The 15,080-nt window shown below is 72.8% G+C and carries 16 protein-coding genes and 1 tRNA gene; 15 read left to right on the top strand and 2 right to left on the bottom strand.

Going from position 1 to position 15,080, the window contains the following annotated elements; genetic code table 11:
- Positions 1 to 247: 247 nt before the first annotated feature.
- From BKA00_RS24305 to BKA00_RS24285, 5 genes are all read left to right on the top strand, one after another.
- A complete protein-coding gene (locus BKA00_RS24305; protein WP_089315429.1) occupies positions 248 to 685 on the top strand; it encodes a MaoC family dehydratase N-terminal domain-containing protein in 438 nt (145 codons plus the stop codon).
- Complete coding sequence (locus tag BKA00_RS24300; protein ID WP_185028554.1) at positions 685 to 1,110, top strand: MaoC family dehydratase; 426 nt, start codon at positions 685 to 687, stop codon at positions 1,108 to 1,110. The genes BKA00_RS24305 and BKA00_RS24300 overlap by 1 nt, the downstream gene beginning before the upstream one ends.
- A 104-nt stretch (positions 1,111 to 1,214) precedes the next feature.
- The gene (locus BKA00_RS24295) at positions 1,215 to 2,282 is read left to right on the top strand and encodes a UDP-N-acetylmuramate dehydrogenase (protein ID WP_185028552.1); all 1,068 of its coding nucleotides are present in this window, start codon (positions 1,215 to 1,217) and stop codon (positions 2,280 to 2,282) included.
- Positions 2,283 to 2,521: 239 nt separating this feature from the next.
- Positions 2,522 to 3,103 carry a TMEM165/GDT1 family protein gene (locus tag BKA00_RS24290; RefSeq protein WP_185028550.1) on the top strand — a complete coding sequence of 194 codons (582 nt, stop codon included), beginning with the start codon at positions 2,522 to 2,524 and terminating at the stop codon, positions 3,101 to 3,103.
- Positions 3,104 to 3,184: 81 nt separating this feature from the next.
- Positions 3,185 to 3,886, top strand: coding sequence for a GntR family transcriptional regulator (locus tag BKA00_RS24285; RefSeq protein ID WP_221493278.1), 702 nt, complete (start codon positions 3,185 to 3,187; stop codon positions 3,884 to 3,886).
- 33 nt (positions 3,887 to 3,919) lie between these two features.
- On the opposite strand, the gene BKA00_RS24280 is transcribed toward BKA00_RS24285, so the two are convergent.
- Positions 3,920 to 4,981, bottom strand: a complete 1,062-nt coding sequence (locus tag BKA00_RS24280; protein ID WP_185034725.1) for an adenosine deaminase — start codon at positions 4,979 to 4,981, stop codon at positions 3,920 to 3,922.
- A gap of 270 nt (positions 4,982 to 5,251) precedes the next feature.
- Here BKA00_RS24280 and BKA00_RS24275 point away from each other — a divergent pair, with 270 nt between their 5' ends.
- The 3 genes from BKA00_RS24275 (at position 5,252) to BKA00_RS24265 (ending at position 7,618) form a co-directional block, all read left to right on the top strand.
- Positions 5,252 to 6,217, top strand: coding sequence for a hypothetical protein (locus tag BKA00_RS24275; protein ID WP_185028548.1), 966 nt, complete (start codon positions 5,252 to 5,254; stop codon positions 6,215 to 6,217).
- A 135-nt stretch (positions 6,218 to 6,352) separates the two neighbouring features.
- The gene (locus tag BKA00_RS24270; protein ID WP_185028546.1) at positions 6,353 to 6,862 is read left to right on the top strand and encodes a SigE family RNA polymerase sigma factor; all 510 of its coding nucleotides are present in this window, start codon (positions 6,353 to 6,355) and stop codon (positions 6,860 to 6,862) included.
- A 3-nt stretch (positions 6,863 to 6,865) separates the two neighbouring features.
- On the top strand, positions 6,866 to 7,618 hold the full coding sequence (locus tag BKA00_RS24265; RefSeq protein ID WP_185028544.1) for a hypothetical protein: 753 nt from the start codon (positions 6,866 to 6,868) through the stop codon (positions 7,616 to 7,618).
- Between the two features lie 172 nt (positions 7,619 to 7,790).
- Here the strand turns inward: BKA00_RS24265 and BKA00_RS24260 are convergent, their stop codons facing one another.
- Positions 7,791 to 9,002: a pyridoxal phosphate-dependent aminotransferase gene (locus BKA00_RS24260; RefSeq protein ID WP_185028542.1), complete on the bottom strand. Its 1,212-nt coding sequence runs from the start codon at positions 9,000 to 9,002 to the stop codon at positions 7,791 to 7,793.
- 268 nt (positions 9,003 to 9,270) lie between these two features.
- On the opposite strand from BKA00_RS24260, the gene BKA00_RS24255 reads away from it, so the two are divergent.
- From BKA00_RS24255 to BKA00_RS24225, 7 genes are all read left to right on the top strand, one after another.
- A tRNA-Trp gene (locus BKA00_RS24255) sits at positions 9,271 to 9,343 on the top strand.
- A gap of 122 nt (positions 9,344 to 9,465) precedes the next feature.
- A complete protein-coding gene (secE, locus tag BKA00_RS24250) occupies positions 9,466 to 9,720 on the top strand; it encodes a preprotein translocase subunit SecE (RefSeq protein ID WP_185028540.1) in 255 nt (84 codons plus the stop codon).
- An 80-nt stretch (positions 9,721 to 9,800) separates the two neighbouring features.
- A complete protein-coding gene (nusG, locus tag BKA00_RS24245) occupies positions 9,801 to 10,682 on the top strand; it encodes a transcription termination/antitermination protein NusG (RefSeq protein ID WP_185028538.1) in 882 nt (293 codons plus the stop codon).
- Between the two features lie 318 nt (positions 10,683 to 11,000).
- On the top strand, positions 11,001 to 11,432 hold the full coding sequence (gene rplK, locus BKA00_RS24240; RefSeq protein ID WP_173396320.1) for a 50S ribosomal protein L11: 432 nt from the start codon (positions 11,001 to 11,003) through the stop codon (positions 11,430 to 11,432).
- A gap of 61 nt (positions 11,433 to 11,493) precedes the next feature.
- Positions 11,494 to 12,210 carry a 50S ribosomal protein L1 gene (gene rplA, locus BKA00_RS24235; RefSeq protein WP_149259625.1) on the top strand — a complete coding sequence of 239 codons (717 nt, stop codon included), beginning with the start codon at positions 11,494 to 11,496 and terminating at the stop codon, positions 12,208 to 12,210.
- 179 nt (positions 12,211 to 12,389) lie between these two features.
- On the top strand, positions 12,390 to 13,931 hold the full coding sequence (locus tag BKA00_RS24230) for a class I adenylate-forming enzyme family protein (RefSeq protein ID WP_185028536.1): 1,542 nt from the start codon (positions 12,390 to 12,392) through the stop codon (positions 13,929 to 13,931).
- A gap of 115 nt (positions 13,932 to 14,046) precedes the next feature.
- Positions 14,047 to 14,919 carry a hypothetical protein gene (locus BKA00_RS24225; RefSeq protein ID WP_185028534.1) on the top strand — a complete coding sequence of 291 codons (873 nt, stop codon included), beginning with the start codon at positions 14,047 to 14,049 and terminating at the stop codon, positions 14,917 to 14,919.
- The last annotated feature ends 161 nt before the right edge of the window (positions 14,920 to 15,080 follow it).

The raw sequence follows: 15,080 nt of genomic DNA, 5'->3' as shown, positions 1-15,080 counted from the left end.
CCAAAGAGCCGCGAGCACCGCCGTCCGCCGCTCCTCGATGGGCGCTCATTCCACCGGCCGTCCGGAACGCCGAGGCCTGTCCGTTCTGGCGGTGAGACCCGCGCGGACGGTGTGAATGCCGTTCTGTTACCGTCCGTCCGGAGAGGCGGAACCAGCGCGCTCAGAAGGCGCCCGGGCACCCCGGCCGGCGTAGCGGTGCGGCCGGCGAGTCCGCGGGGCCCTGGTCCATCTGGAGGGAACGGACTGCATGGCACTCAACCGTGATTTCATCGGGCGGAGCTTCCCGCCCAGCGAGCCCTACGAGGTCAGCCGGGTGAAGATCCGCGAGTTCGCGGACGCGATCGGCGACCGCAACCCGGTCTACCGCGACCGCGAGGCGGCCAAGGCGGCCGGGTACCCCGACGTCATCGCGCCGCCCACCTTCCCGATCGTGGTCTCCCTCGGCAACCCCGGCCTCGCCGACCCCGACCTCGGCCTCAACTACGCGATGGTCGTGCACGGCGAGCAGCGCTTCGAGTACACGCGCCCCCTGCGCGCCGGGGACGTCATCACCTGCACCTCGACGATCACCGAGATCAGGTCGATCGGCAACAACGAGAAGATGGTCGTGGAGACCGAGATCGCCACCGTCGAGGGCGAGCCGGTCTGCAAGTCCTACAACACGATCGTGGAGCGGGGTGCCTGATGACCGCCAAGGTGAACTACGCCGACGTCGAGGTCGGCACCGAGATCCCCAAGCAGACCTACGCCGTCGACCGCGCCAACCTCGTCATGTACGCGGGCGCGTCCGGCGACTTCAACCCGATCCACTGGCGCGAGGGCGTCGCCAAGGCCGTCGGCCTCCCGGACGTGATCGCGCACGGCATGTACACGATGGCGCAGGGCGGCCGGTTCGTCACCGACTGGGCCGGCGACCCGGGCGCCGTCCTGGACTACGGGGTACGGTTCTCCTCTCCGGTCGTGGTCCCGGACGAGGGCGGCGCCACGCTGGAGATCAGCGGCAAGGTGGAGGAGAAGCTCGACGACAACAAGGTCGTCGTGGCGCTCACCGCCAGGTCCAACGACCAGAAGGTCCTCACGCGCGCCAAGGCGGTCGTCAAGCTCGCCTGAGCGCGGCGGCACACCGGCCGGGGCCGCCCCGGCCGGTGCGCACGTCGAGGGGACGAGGGCGGGCCGGCCCGGCGGCGCGGGGCACGGCAGGAGGGGGAGACGACGTGGCGGTGTTCGCCGAAGACGTGAACCTGGCCGGATACACCACGCTGCGGCTGGGCGGTCCCGCGCGGCGCTTCGTCGAGGCGACGACCGAGGCGGAGCTGGTCGCGGCCGTCCGCAAGGCCGACGACGAGGGCGAACCGGTCCTCGTGCTCGGCGGCGGCAGCAACCTCGTGGTGTCCGACGACGGGTTCCCCGGCACCGTCGTGCACGTCGGGACCCGCGGCACCGAACGCGTCGCCGCCGAGGGCGGCCGGGTGCTCGTGCGCGTCCAGGCCGGCGAGGACTGGGACCCGTTCGTCGCCCGCTGCGTCGCCGACGGCCTCGCCGGCGTCGAGTGCCTGTCCGGCATCCCCGGGCGCGTCGGCGCGACACCGATCCAGAACGTCGGCGCCTACGGGCAGGACGTCAGCGAGACGATCGCGGAGGTCCGCGCCTACGACCGGGAGGCCCGCGCCTGCGTCACCCTCGACCGCGACGCCTGCCGGTTCACCTACCGGCACAGCGCCTTCAAGGGCAACGACCGGTACGTCGTCCTGGACGTCACGTACGCCCTGGAGGAGTCCGAGGAGTCGCACCCCGTCGCCTACGCCGAGCTCGCGCGCAGGCTGGGCGTCCAGCCGGGGGACAGGGTCACGCTGAAGGAGGCCCGCGACGCCGTCATCGAACTGCGGCGCGGCAAGGGCATGGTCCTGGACGCGGCCGACCCCGACACCCGCAGCGCCGGGTCCTTCTTCACCAACCCGATCCTCGACCCGGACCAGGTCGCCGACCTCGAACGCCGCGTCGCCGAGCGCCTCGGCCCGGACGCGACGTTCCCGCGCTACCCGGAGGCCGGCGGCCGGGTGAAGACGTCCGCCGCCTGGCTCATCGACCGCGCCGGGTTCGCCAAGGGCCACGCGCGCGGACCGGCCCGCATCTCCACCAAGCACACCCTCGCCCTCACCAACCCGGGCGGCGCCACCACCGCCGACCTGCTCGCGCTGGCCCGCGAGGTCCGCGGCGGCGTCCGGGACGCGTTCGGCGTCGAGCTGGTCAACGAGCCCGTCATGGTGGGCGCGGCCCTCTGAACGCGGGCGCGGCCCTCTGACCTCGGGCCCCGCCCGAGGCTCCTTGGTAGGGTGGACGGCGTCGAGGGGGAGTAGTCCCAATCGCGTGGTCGACATGCTGGCGCCGCCGACGGCGCCCGGTCACGCGGGCCCGATCACCATCGCGGCGGACGAGACCTTCGGCCCGGCAGTCATGCCGGGCCGAGGTCGTGCGCGCGAGCCCCCGCCCTTCGCCCGGCAGCACGAGCGAAAGGGAACAGGTGTCCGCCTTCCTCATCAGCCTGGCCGTGATCTTCGTGGCCGAGCTGGGCGACAAGAGCCAGCTCATGGCCATGACGTTCGCCACCCGCTTCCGCGCCCTCCCGGTGCTGATCGGCATCACGGCCGCGACCGCGATCGTCCACCTGGCCAGCGTCGCCCTCGGCGCGGCCCTCGGCGCCGCGCTCCCCACCGGCCCGATCTCGATCATCGCGGGCGTCGCGTTCCTCGGCTTCGCGCTGTGGACGCTGCGCGGCGACGAGCTGGACGACGACGAGCGCGACAAGGCGCGGCTGGCCACCGGGTCGGCGATCCTCGCCGTCGGCGGGGCGTTCTTCCTCGCCGAGCTGGGCGACAAGACGATGCTCGCCACCGTCACCCTCGCCGCCGACCACGGCGGCATCGCCGGGCTGACCGGCGTGTGGCTCGGCTCCACGGTGGGGATGGTCGCCGCCGACGCGCTCGCCATCGTCGTCGGCCAGATGCTCGGCCGCAGGCTGCCCGAGCGCGTCATCAAGTACGGCGCCGCGGCCGGGTTCGCCGTCTTCGGCGTCCTGCTGCTGATCGAGGGCATCACCGCGTGACCCGGCGGGAACAATCCCTTCAGGGTCCGTGAGCGACCGCGGGGCTCCACCGCGGCAGGGGCCCGGACGGGAGTCACCGCCGTGGCCCTACCCGCCTCCCTCCCCCCGCCGCGACCGGCGCTCGGCACGCGGCTCCAGTTGAGCGACGAGGCCGCCGCCCGCATCCGCGAACTGATCATGGACGGGCGCATCCGGCCCGGCGACCACCTGCGGCTGGAACGGCTGGCCCTGGAGTTCGGCATCAGCGTCACGCCCGTCAGGGAGGCGCTGAAGTCGCTGCGCAGCGAGGGCTTCGTCGTCCTGGAGCCGCGGCGCGGGTTCGCCGTCGCGCCGCTGTCGCGGCGGGACGTCCAGGACCTGTTCTGGGTGCAGGCGGGCATCGCCGCCGAGCTGACCGTGCGCGCCGCGCCCCGGATCGGACCCGCCGCCCTGGAGCGCCTGGACGGCCTCCAGCACGCCCTGGCGCGCGACAAGGCCGCGCGCCGCTCCGACCTCATGGAGGAGCGCAACCACCTGTTCCACCGCGAGATCAATCTGGCCGCCGACTCCCCGAAGCTCGCCTGGTCGCTCGGCACGGCCGCCCGGTACGTGCCGCGCGGCCTGTACGGGCGGCTGGCCGGCTGGCCGGACGTCGCCGTCCGCGACCACGGGCGGATCCTGGCGGCGCTCCGGGACGGCGACGCCCGCACGGCCGGCGAGGAGATGCGGGCCCACATCGTCCGGGCCGGGGAGCTGCTGACCGGCCACCTCGAACGCCGGGGCCTGTGGCGCCCGGCCCCGTGATCGCCGCCAGCCCCGCCTTCGCCGGCCCGGCCGTCAGCGCGGCGGGTCCCCGAGCCAGGCGTCGACGCCCGCCAGCAGCCGGCGCCGCACGTCCTCCGGGGCCGCCGAGGCCCGGATCGACTGCCGGGCCAGCTCCGCCAGCTCGGCGTCGGTGAACGCGTGCTCGGTGCGGGCCAGCTCGTACTGGCGCGCGAGGCGCGAGCCGAACAGCAGCGGGTCGTCGGCGCCGAGCGCGATCGACGCGCCCGCCTCGAAGAGCCGCCGCAGCGGGACGTCCGACGCCGTCGCCGCCACGCCGAGGCCCACGTTCGACGCCGGGCAGACCTCCAGCGTCACCCCGCGGTCCACGATGCGCTCCAGCAGCCGCGGATCCTCGACGGCGCGGACCCCGTGCCCGATCCGGTCGGCCTCCAGGGTCTCCAGGCACTCGCGGACGCTCGCCGGGCCGAGCAGCTCGCCGCCGTGCGGGTCCGACAGCAGCCCGCCGCGTTTGGCGATCCTGAACGCGCCCTCGAAGTCGTAGGCGCGGCCCCGCCGCTCGTCGTTGGACAGGCCGAACCCGACGACGCCCCTGCCGGTGTAGCGCACGGCGAGGCGCGCGAGGGTCTTGGCGTCCAGCGGGTGCCGGGTCCGGTTCGCCGCGATCACCACGCCGATGCCGACCCCGGTCGCCTCCGATGCCTGCCGCGCGGCGTCCAGCACCAGCTCGACGGTCGGGGTCAGGCCGCCGAAGCGCCCCGCGTACCCGCTCGGATCGACCTGGATCTCCAGCCAGCCCGACCCCTCCGCGGCCTCGTCCTCGGCCGTCTCGCGCAGCAGCCGGCGCAGGTCGTCCGGCGTCTGCAGGACCGAGCGGGCGATGTCGTACAGGCGCTGGAACCGGAACCAGCCGCGCTCGTCGGTCGCGTGCAGCCGGGGCGGCCAGTCCTCGACGAGGGCGTCGGGCAGGTGGACGCCGTGCAGGCCGGCGAGCTCCACGAGCGTGGAGTGCCGCATCGACCCGGTGAAGTGAAGGTGCAGATGCGCCTTGGGGAGCAGGGCCACGTCCGGGCGGGCGGAGCCGCGCGCGGGCGCGGGCTCCCGGGGGTCCGGCATGGGACGGTGCTCGGCCGGACGGGCTGAAACGGTACGGGCCTCCATGACCCAATGTTGCCGGATCATCGTCGTCCTCGAACGCCCGGCCCCGCAGGATCACTACACCGGACTACCTCGCATGACACCCGGCGGCCATCGCGCCCCATGGGCATCCCCGAAAAAAACTTTGGAATCCCGTGCAACCCCCCACCGGCACCGTGCGTATACGAGGGGCGCCAGAGAGAGACAGGCACCCCCGAAAGCAACACCTTGCCTCCGAAGGGATTCACGATGATCACGCTGAAGGCCGCCTTGATCGCAGCGTCCGCCGTCGGGACCGTGGCCGTGGGCGGCGGCGCGACGTGGGCCATGGCCGGCTCCCACCACGAGGCCGGTCTCCAGTCGAGCAGCGCCAAGGCCCCTGCCGTGGAGCGCAAGGTGCCGGACGCCGCGCCCAAGACCGTCCCGACGTGCCTTCCGGCGGACCTGCCCGCCAAGCCCGGACTGCCCAAGGTCCCGGCCGACGGGGCGAAGAAGCAGGTCGAGCAGCACCTCAAGCAGAACCCGGTCACCGGGCACCTCCCGGAGGGGCGGCTGCCGAAGGCCGGCGTCCCCGGCAAGGACCTGCCGCAGGTCGGCATCCCGAACACCGAGCTCCCCGGCGCGAAGCTCCCGGACGGCAAGACCCTCCCCGCCAAGCCCGGCGTTCCCGCCAAGCCCGGCGTCCCGGCGAACCTGCCCACCTGCGTGCCGTCCACCGGCGACCTGCCCGGCGGCGCCCCGGCCGCCAGGCCGGACGCCCGCGTTCCCGGCAAGCCCGCCAAGCCCGCACTGCCCGCGCTGCCCAAGCTCGACTGCGGCACGCTGAAGCCCGCCGTGCAGGTCGGCGGCACCGTCGAGAAGACCGTCATGACCGCCAAGGGCCTGCGCTACGTGTCGGCCGTCCCCGGCTCGGCCGACCTGCGCAAGGCGCAGATCTGCGCCGTCACGCAGAAGTGGACCGGCAAGGCCGGCCAGTGGCTCACCGTCGAGACGATCAAGACGCGCGCCGGCATGACCCAGGAGCAGCTGCGCCAGGCGCTCGGCCTCAAGGGCGGCACCCCGCTGACCATCGGCGGCGTCGCCGCCTGGCAGAGCCCGAACGGCAGCGGCGTGCTGCTGTTCGACCCGAACGGCACCTCGCTGTTCGTCAACGGCAGCCCCGTCCTCGCCGGTGGGACGAAGGACGTGGCCGCCGCCCTGCGCCACGCGGGATGACACCCGGTAACGGACCAGGGCGAAACCAGTAACACCAGTAACACAACACAGGCGTGGGCGGGCGGCCTTGGCGCGGAGGCCGCCCGTCCCCGACGAGATGAACTGCCGGAACCGCTCTAGCCGGGACGGAGCACTGTGGGGCGTCGAGACGACGAGTCGTTCGTGGAGTTCGTGGCGGCACGCGGCGATGCCCTGCTGCGCACCGCGGCACTGATGTGCGGGGCCCGGCAGGACGCCGAGGACATCCTGCAGACCGCGCTGGAGAAGGCCTACCGCCACTGGGGGCGGCTTGAGGCGGGCAGCGACCCCGAGCCCTACGTCCGCCGGATCCTGGTCAACCTGGTCATCAGCCGCTCCCGGCGGTGGAAGGTGCTCCGGGAGATCCAGATGGCGAGGCTCCCGGAGACGCCGGCCGACTCGCCGAACCATTCCGTCGAGCTGAGGGGGACCCTCATGGACGAGCTGCGCAAGCTCGGCCCGCGGCAGCGCGCGGTCCTGGTCCTGCGCTTCTGGGAGGACCTTTCGGAGGCGGAGACGGCCCAGGCTCTCGGCTGCTCGGTCGGAACGGTGAAGAGCCAGGCGTCCCGGGGGCTCGCCAGGCTCCGGGAACGCCTCGACAGGAACCTGGCCCCACTGGGGAGATGAGCGATGGATCTGGAGAGTGAACTGCGGAAGGCCATGGCCGAGCAGGTGGCCGGGGCGACCGCGTCACAGTCGCTCGTCACCGAGGTCAAGCGGCGCCACCGCCGCCGCAAGGCCCGGCTCCACGCGGCCGCCGGCGTCGCGGCCGCCTCGGTCGCGGCCCTGGCCCTCGTGCCCACCTATCAGTCGTTCCGGGCCACACCGGCCGGAGACACCGAGACGACCCGTCCCGGCGGCACCGTCTCGCCTCTCCGGCTGCCGGAGCGACCTCCCGCGTCGGGCCTCCCCGTGTCCCCGTCCTCCAAGGGGAGGCCCGAGGCGGGAGCCTCGCGGAAGCCGGAGGCGCGCGGCTCGTCCGGCGACGGGCGGACCCCCTCCAAGCCGGAACCGGGCGGCCTCACCGCCGCGCTGCCGAAGTGGATCACGTATCTGCCGGACGGCCTGGCAGCCTCCGGCCCCTGCGAGGTCACCGGCGACGCGGACCGCAGGACCACGACCTGCGCGTGGCGCGGCGACGGCGGCTGGGTGGAGATCGCGCTCGTGGAGGGCGGCGGGCTGACGGGCCCGCAGGACCTGATGCGCGTGCCCGGAATCCCCGGGCGCACGTCCGTCCACGGCATGCCCGCAATGACCGGCGACCGCCCCGACTCCTCGCGGCAGATCTCCTGGCTGGCGCGGCGCGGGGTCGGCGTCACCGTGACCGCCTCCGGTCCGGCCAAGGACCGGCTCATGCGCATCGCCGAGGGCGTGCGCCCCTGAACCCCGTTCCGGCGGGGCGTCCCAAGGCGGAGAGGGGCCGCGAGGGACGTCCCGCCGGACTTCCCGGGACGGGAACCGGCGGAACCCGTCCCACACGAAACCGGCCCCGGGAGTTGTGCGCCCGGGGCCGGCTTCGTGTGCGCGGGATCGTGCGCGCGCGTGCTCGTGGAGGTCAGCTCGCCTCGGACAGCAGCTTCGCGACGCGCGAGACGCCCTCGGTCAGGTCGTCGTCGCCCAGGGCGTAGGAGAGCCGGAAGTAACCCGGCGTGCCGAACGCCTCGCCCGGCACCAGCGCGACCTCGGCCTCCTCGAGGATCAGCGACGCCAGCTCCACCGACGTCTCCGGGCGCTTGCCGCGCAGCTGCTTGCCGAGCAGCGCCTTGACGGACGGGTAGGCGTAGAACGCGCCCTCCGGCTCGGGGCACACGATGCCGGGGATCTCGTTCAGCATCCGCACCATCGTCTGCCGGCGCCGGTCGAACGCCTTGCGCATCTCCGCGACCGCCGACAGGTCGCCGGTCACGGCGGCGAGGGCGGCGGCCTGGGAGACGTTCGCGACGTTGGACGTCGCGTGCGACTGCAGGTTCTGGGCGGCCTTCACGACGTCCGCCGGGCCGATCAGCCAGCCGACCCGCCAGCCGGTCATCGCGTAGGTCTTGGCCACCCCGTTCAGGACGAGCGTCCGGTCGGCCAGCTCCGGCACCACCACGGGCATCGAGTGGAACTCGGCGTCCCCGTAGACGAGGTGCTCGTAGATCTCGTCGGTGACGACCCACAGGCCGTGCTCGTCGGCCCAGCGCCCGATCGCCTCGATCTCGTCGCGGCCGTAGACCGCGCCCGTCGGGTTGGACGGCGACACGAACAGCAGCACCTTCGTCCGGTCGGTGCGGGCCGCCTCCAGCTGCTCGACGCTCACCTTGTAGCCGGTGGTCTCGTCGGCGACGACGTCCACGGGCACCCCGCCCGCCAGCTTGATCGACTCGGGGTAGGTCGTCCAGTACGGCGTCGGGACGATCACCTCGTCGCCCGGGTCGAGCAGCGCCGCGAACGCCTCGTACACCGCCTGCTTGCCGCCGTTGGTCACCAGCACCTGCGACGCCTCGACGCGGTGGCCGGAGTCGCGCTCGGTCTTCTCGGCGATCGCGGCGCGCAGCTCGGGGAGACCGCCCGCGGGCGTGTACTTGTGGAAGCGCGGCACCCGGCAGGCGGTCACCGCGGCCTCGACGATGTAGTCGGGCGTCGGGAAGTCGGGCTCGCCCGCGCCGAACCCGATGACCGGGCGGCCCGCCGCCTTCAGCGCCTTGGCCTTGGCGTCGACGGCCAGCGTGGCGGACTCGGATATCGCGGCGATGCGCTTGGAGATGCGAGGACGGTCGATGCTCATGCCTCTATCGTTACAGACGTCGCGCCGGGACCCGCAGCCATATATCCGGGCCGGTCGGGCGGGTCCCCGCCGCGGCCTTCCGGCGGGCCTTCCGGAGGGCCTCCGTTATCCGGTTCGACGCGGGCCTCTCCGGCACGTAGACTCCTCCTCCAAGTGACGTGTCGCCGGTATACGAGCCTGTCCGCACGCGGGCACCGATCAGGCCGTAAGCTGGGACCCGGCACCCACCCGATCCTGTGGTCGGGGTTCTCCTTAGCCGGAGAAGCGAAGGGCAGTGGCTCAATTGGTAGAGCTCCGGTCTCCAAAACCGGCGGTTGGGGGTTCGAGTCCCTCCTGCCCTGCGAGGTGCGGTGCGCGCACCCGTGCCGGCCGCGCCATGGCGTCGCCGTGGCACTCCGCGGCACGGGACCGCGCGGCAACCACAGGGTGGTTGGATCACGACCTATGAGGTGAACGGCGGCAAATGGCGACTGAGACTCGCGACGAGCCCGAGGCCAAGGACGAGGGCAAGGGCAAGCGGAAGGCCCCTTCCAAGCGGACCTCGCCCGCGCTGTTCGTGCGCCAGATCATCGCCGAGCTGCGCAAGGTCATCTGGCCGACGCGGCGGGAGTTGATCACCTACACGACCGTCTCGCTGGTGTTCGTGCTGGTCATGGTCGCGATCGTCTCCGGCGTCGACTACGGGTTGCAGAAGGGCATCTACGAGCTCTTCGGCTGACGCCGACCGGCCCGGGCCGGTGACGGGGCCCCGCCGTACCTTCGCAAGTCCATCACCGCAGACCGAGAGAAGAGTTGACCGTGTCCGAGTCCTCACAGCCCTACGACGAGGCCGTGGAAGAGGCCCAGTCCGCTGCGGCTGCTGCGGCCGACCAGGCGGCTGAGCCCGCCGACGAGACGGCCGAGGCGGTCGTCTCCGCCGGCGACGCCGAGCCCGCGGACACGAAGCTCGAGGGCGAGGGCCCCGCGCCGGACGCCGCCGAGGGCGCCGCCGAGCTCGCCGCGTCCGTCGAGGGCGAGGAGCCGGCGTCCGCCGAGGACGAGGCCGCCGAGGAGGCGGACGGGGAAGAGGCCCCCGCCGAGCCGCCGGCCGACCCGTACGCCGACTTCAAGATGCAGCTGCGCCTCCAGCCGGGCGACTGGTACGTCGTGCACTCCTACGCGGGCTACGAGAACCGGGTCAAGACCAACATCGAGACCCGCACGCAGACCCTCAACATGGAGGACTACATCTTCCAGATCGAGGTCCCGCAGCACGAGGTGACCGAGATCAAGGGCGGCAAGCGCCAGAAGGTCAACGAGAAGGTCCTGCCGGGCTACATCCTCGTCCGCATGGAGCTCACCGACGAGTCGTGGGCCGCGGTCCGCAACACCCCCGGCGTCACCGGGTTCGTCGGCCTGCTGAACAAGCCGTCCCCGCTCAGCCTGGACGAGGTCGCCAACCTCCTGGCCCCCGAGCCGGAGGAGGGCGTCGCCAAGGCCGCCAAGGAGCAGGCCAAGGCCCCCGCCACCGTCGACTACGAGGTCGGCGAGTCGGTCACCGTCATGGACGGCCCGTTCGCCACCCTTCCCGCCACCGTCAACGAGATCAACGCCGAGCAGCAGAAGCTCAAGGTGCTGGTCTCCATTTTCGGTCGCGAGACGCCGGTCGAGCTCTCGTTCAACCAGGTCTCCAAGATCTGACGTTCCCCAGGTCTCACCCGTCCCCGAGACGCGTCCGGGCCGCCAAGGCCAGGCCGTATCCTGGACGGGCCGTCCCCGCCCAGGCGGGGACGGGTCCGGGTTCCCGGTCTCCGATCCTCGGAGACCGGCGCCCATCGGCCCCGCTCGCGCGGGGATGGCCCCAAAACGTCGCCGCGCTCGTGAACGTGCGGTGCGACTCCCCGCGCACGCGGGGATACGGGGTCGGCCAAGGTCCCAACGCGGCGGTCTAGTTCCGCCCGCCGTGTTGCCCGGTCTCCGGGAGTCGGGACCACACGAAACGGAACACGAGGGAGAGGCATGCCTCCCAAGAAGAAGAAAATCGCCGCTCTGGTGAAGGTCCAGCTGCAGGCCGGGCAGGCCACGCCCGCGCCGCCCGTCGGTACCGCGCTCGGTCCGCACGGCGTCAACATCATGGACTTCTGCAAGCAGTACAACGCTGCCACGGAGGCCCAGCGCGGCAACGTCATCCCCGTAGAGATCACCATCTACGAGGACCGGTCGTTCAGCTTCGTCACCAAGACCCCGCCGGCCGCCCAGCTCATCCTGAAGGCCGCGGGCGTGGAGAAGGGCAGCGGCGAGCCGCACAAGACCAAGGTCGGCTCGGTCACCCGCGACCAGGTCCGTGAGATCGCCACGACCAAGATGCCCGACCTCAACGCCAAGGACCTCGACGCCGCCGAGAAGATCGTCGCCGGCACCGCGCGGTCGATGGGCATCGAGGTCAAGTAAGACGTCCCAGTGGGAGGGCCGGCGCAGGCCCCTACCACGAGTTCCGTCTGGAGGAACGAACATGAAGCGCAGCAAGGGCTACCGCGCCGCCGCGGAGAAGATCGACCGGGAGCGGCTGTACAGCCCGGTCGAGGCCGTGAAGCTGGCCAAGGAGACCGCGGTCACCAAGTTCGACGCGACCGTCGAGGTCGCCATGCGGCTGGGCGTCGACCCGCGCAAGGCCGACCAGATGGTCCGCGGCACGGTCAACCTGCCGCACGGCACCGGCAAGACCGCCCGCGTGCTCGTCTTCGCCGTCGGCGCCAAGGCGCAGGAGGCCGAGGCGGCGGGCGCCGACCTGGTCGGCTCGGACGACCTGATCGAGCGCATCCAGGGCGGCTTCCTGGACTTCGACGCCGTGGTCGCGACCCCGGACCAGATGGGCAAGGTCGGCCGTCTCGGCCGGGTGCTCGGTCCGCGCGGCCTGATGCCGAACCCGAAGACCGGCACGGTCACGATGGACGTGTCCAAGGCGGTCTCCGACATCAAGGGCGGCAAGATCGAGTTCCGGGTCGACCGGCACGCGAACCTGCACTTCATCATCGGCAAGGCGTCCTTCGACGAGCGCCAGCTGGTGGAGAACTACGCCGCCGCGGTCGACGAGATCCAGCGTCTCAAGCCGTCCGCCGCGAAGGGCCGGTACGTCAAGAAGGCGGCGCTGACCACGTCGATGGGCCCGAGCATCCCCGTGGACCCGAACGCGGTCCGCAACCTGACGGCCGAGCTCGAAGAGGCCTGATCGAGCCCGGCGTCGAACGCGTCGAACAGGGCGTCCCCACGATGGGGGCGCCCTGTTCGCTTTTCCACAGGTTGTGGATAGTCGGGCCGCCTCACCGGGTCGCGGTCAGCGGGACGCGGCCGGCCCCGCCCGCCGGTGCGCCGCTAGATTCGGCGCCGATCGTCGGCGAAGGGGATGTGATGGACGGGACGCGGCACCGGGACGTCCACCGGCTGTACGACGTGCTCGACGCGGCCGCGCAGGAGGCCCCCGAGGCCCCCGCCCTGTCGGTCGACGGCACGACGTGGACGTTCCAGGAGCTGCGCGCACGGACCGACGCGCTCAGCGCCCATCTGTCCGGGCGCTGCTCGCCCGGGGCGCGGGTGGCGCTGCTCGCGCACAACCGGCTGGAGTACGTGGCGGCCTACTACGGGGTTCCGCGCGACGGCAGGATCCTCGTGCCGCTCAACCAGAGGCTGCATCCGCGCGAATGGGCCGACCAGGTCGTCCGCAGCGGAGCCGAGCTCGTCGTCGGCGAGCCGGATCTGCTGGAGAGGCTGGAGCGGGAGGGCGGGCTTCCCGCCGGGCACCCGCCGCTCGTGGACGTCGCCGATCTGCCGTGGGACGGCCCGGCCCCCTCGCGGGAGGACGACCGGGATCCGGCCGAGGTCGCCTGGCTGATGTTCACCAGCGGCACGACCGGCAGGCCGAAGGGCGTGCGGCTCACCCACAGGAGCCTGCTGGCGGGAGTGGCGGTGACGGCGTCGGGGCGTCCCGTGCTGCCGGACGACGTGTTCTGCACGCCGTTCCCCTTGTGCCATGTGGCGGGCTACCAGGTCATCCTGCATCACCTGTTCCGGCGGCACGCCGTCGTGCTGCGCCGGTTCGATCCGGCGGTCCTGGTGGACGCGGCGCGCCGGCACGGTGTCACGAACCTCTCGCTCGCACCGACGATGCTGGAGGACCTGCTCGCGCACCTGGACGGGGACCCGGCGGCGCTGGGGGCGCTGCGGGCCACCGTCCGGGTGGTCGCGTACGGGTCGGCGCCGATGCCGGTGCCGCTGCTGCGCCGTGCGGACGCGGTGCTCGGCTGCGACCTGAACCAGGGGTACGGGATGACCGAGCTGTCGGGCAACGCGACGTTCCTGTCCCCGGCGGACCATCGCGCCGCGGTGGCGGCGAGGCCGGAGCTGGCGGCGTCGGCGGGCCGTCCGGGCGACGGCGCGGAGATCGCCGTGGTCGGTGAGGACGGGGCGCCGCTGCCGCCCGGCGAGCAGGGCGAGGTGGTCGTCCGGGGAGCGCAGGTCGCGGACGGGTACTGGGACGATCCCGAGGCGACCGCCGAGGCGTTCGCGGGCGGCTGGTTCCGCACCGGCGACGCGGGCCGCGTCGACGGGGACGGTCGCCTGTACCTCGCCGACCGGATCAAGGACGTGATCATCACGGGCGGGGAGAACGTCTCCTCGCGCGAGGTCGAGGACGTCCTGCGCACGGTGCCGGGGGTGGGCGAGGTCGCGGTCGTGGGGCTGCCCGATCCGCGCTGGGGCCAGTCGGTGTGCGCGGTGATCGTCCCGGACGGCGTCCCGCCGCGGGAGGAGGACCTGGTGGCGGCGTGCCGCGCCCGGCTCGCCGGCTTCAAGGCGCCGCGGCGCGTGGAGTTCGTCGCGGCCCTGCCCCGCACCGGGACCGGCAAGGTCCGCAAGGCCGCCCTCCGCGCCGAGCTGACCGGCCGTCCGAGCTGACAGACCACCTCGAAGGCTCCTGAACCGGCGGATAAGCGTCTCGCAGTCCAGAACCGGACAATTTGGTATCTGATTGTTTTGTTACCGCTGAGGAACCTGGTGTTGAATTGCCCGCGTGAAGCGTCGTACGGATCGGGCCATCGCCATCTCCGCCGTGGCCGCGGTGGCCATCGTGCCCACGGCGATCCTGATGGTGGTGAAGACCGGGGGCGACTCGCCGACGGACGCGGCGGCGCTGCCCCCCTCCGCGGCGATGGCCCAGCGTGACCCCGCCAACCCCAACGGCGCCGCGTCCGCCACGGTCACCCCGGGCACGCCCGGCGCGCCGGGGGCCGCCCCGGGCGCGAGCGCGCGTCCCGGCGCGCGCACGCCCGCAAGCGGGGGCGCCGCGCACGGCCTGCCGACGGCGCCGCCCCAGCCCGGCCCCAGCCTGCACTCCTTCACCCGCAAGACGGACCTGAAGGTGACGGTCGGGTCGGGCGGCGACTACCAGCAGGCCACCGAGACGGCCTCGTTCACGCTGTGGCCGAAGTTCGCGATGACCGCCACCGGCGTCACGCAGACGATGAAGGGCGGCGAGCTGTCCAAGGTCACCCAGAAGGTGATCGTCCAGGGGAGCACGCTCAAGGGCTACGACGGGCAGAAGTGGACGCGGTCCACGCTGACCCCGGCGCAGCTGGGCAGCCTGCAGAACGGCTCCGACCCCCAGCAGTTCACCTTCATGATCGGGACGCTGCCCGGCATGACGGCGAGCGAGCCGGACGCCGCCGGGCTGACGCGCTTCACCGCGCAGGCGCTCATGGGCGGCGTGTATTCGCTGCTGCCGCAGGACGCGGTGGCCGCGTTCCGCAAGTGGGTGCCGGACGACACCGGATGCGGGCTCGACCTGCTGGCCGACGGCGAGGCCCGCCCGACCACGATCGGCCTCAGCGCCCAGGGGCCCGCCGCGGGGCTGTCCGGGTCGATGACCTTCGGTTCCTACCGCTGACGCGGGCCGGGAAGACCGGATCACCCCGACGTCGGCTCAGGGAGCGGCTACGCCGTTGGTCGTACCGGGCGGGGGGCCATTCGTACCACCGGGGGATGCCCCTCCGTTAACGCCCGAAGAGACTGGGAACACCAGCAGGGCGACAAGGGAGGCTCAACCCT

It is taken from the genome of Actinomadura coerulea, assembly GCF_014208105.1.
In the GTDB taxonomy this organism is placed as follows: Bacteria; Actinomycetota; Actinomycetes; order Streptosporangiales; family Streptosporangiaceae; genus Spirillospora; species Spirillospora coerulea.
The sequence above is the reverse complement of the archived record's forward strand: the minus strand, read 5'-3'. Positions and strand labels throughout refer to the sequence as shown.

What these genes read in the sequence shown, in the direction of transcription:
- BKA00_RS24305 (WP_089315429.1), top strand. Translation starts at nt 248, where the DNA reads ATGGCACTCAACCGTGATTTCATCGGGCGGAGCTTCCCGCCCAGCGAG.
- BKA00_RS24300 (WP_185028554.1), top strand. Translation starts at nt 685, where the DNA reads ATGACCGCCAAGGTGAACTACGCCGACGTCGAGGTCGGCACCGAGATC.
- BKA00_RS24280 (WP_185034725.1), bottom strand. Translation starts at nt 4,981, where the DNA reads ATGCCGGACCCCCGGGAGCCCGCGCCCGCGCGCGGCTCCGCCCGCCCG.
- BKA00_RS24275 (WP_185028548.1), top strand. Translation starts at nt 5,252, where the DNA reads ATGATCACGCTGAAGGCCGCCTTGATCGCAGCGTCCGCCGTCGGGACC.
- BKA00_RS24265 (WP_185028544.1), top strand. Translation starts at nt 6,866, where the DNA reads ATGGATCTGGAGAGTGAACTGCGGAAGGCCATGGCCGAGCAGGTGGCC.
- BKA00_RS24260 (WP_185028542.1), bottom strand. Translation starts at nt 9,002, where the DNA reads ATGAGCATCGACCGTCCTCGCATCTCCAAGCGCATCGCCGCGATATCC.
- secE (WP_185028540.1), top strand. Translation starts at nt 9,466, where the DNA reads ATGGCGACTGAGACTCGCGACGAGCCCGAGGCCAAGGACGAGGGCAAG.
- rplK (WP_173396320.1), top strand. Translation starts at nt 11,001, where the DNA reads ATGCCTCCCAAGAAGAAGAAAATCGCCGCTCTGGTGAAGGTCCAGCTG.
- rplA (WP_149259625.1), top strand. Translation starts at nt 11,494, where the DNA reads ATGAAGCGCAGCAAGGGCTACCGCGCCGCCGCGGAGAAGATCGACCGG.
- BKA00_RS24230 (WP_185028536.1), top strand. Translation starts at nt 12,390, where the DNA reads ATGGACGGGACGCGGCACCGGGACGTCCACCGGCTGTACGACGTGCTC.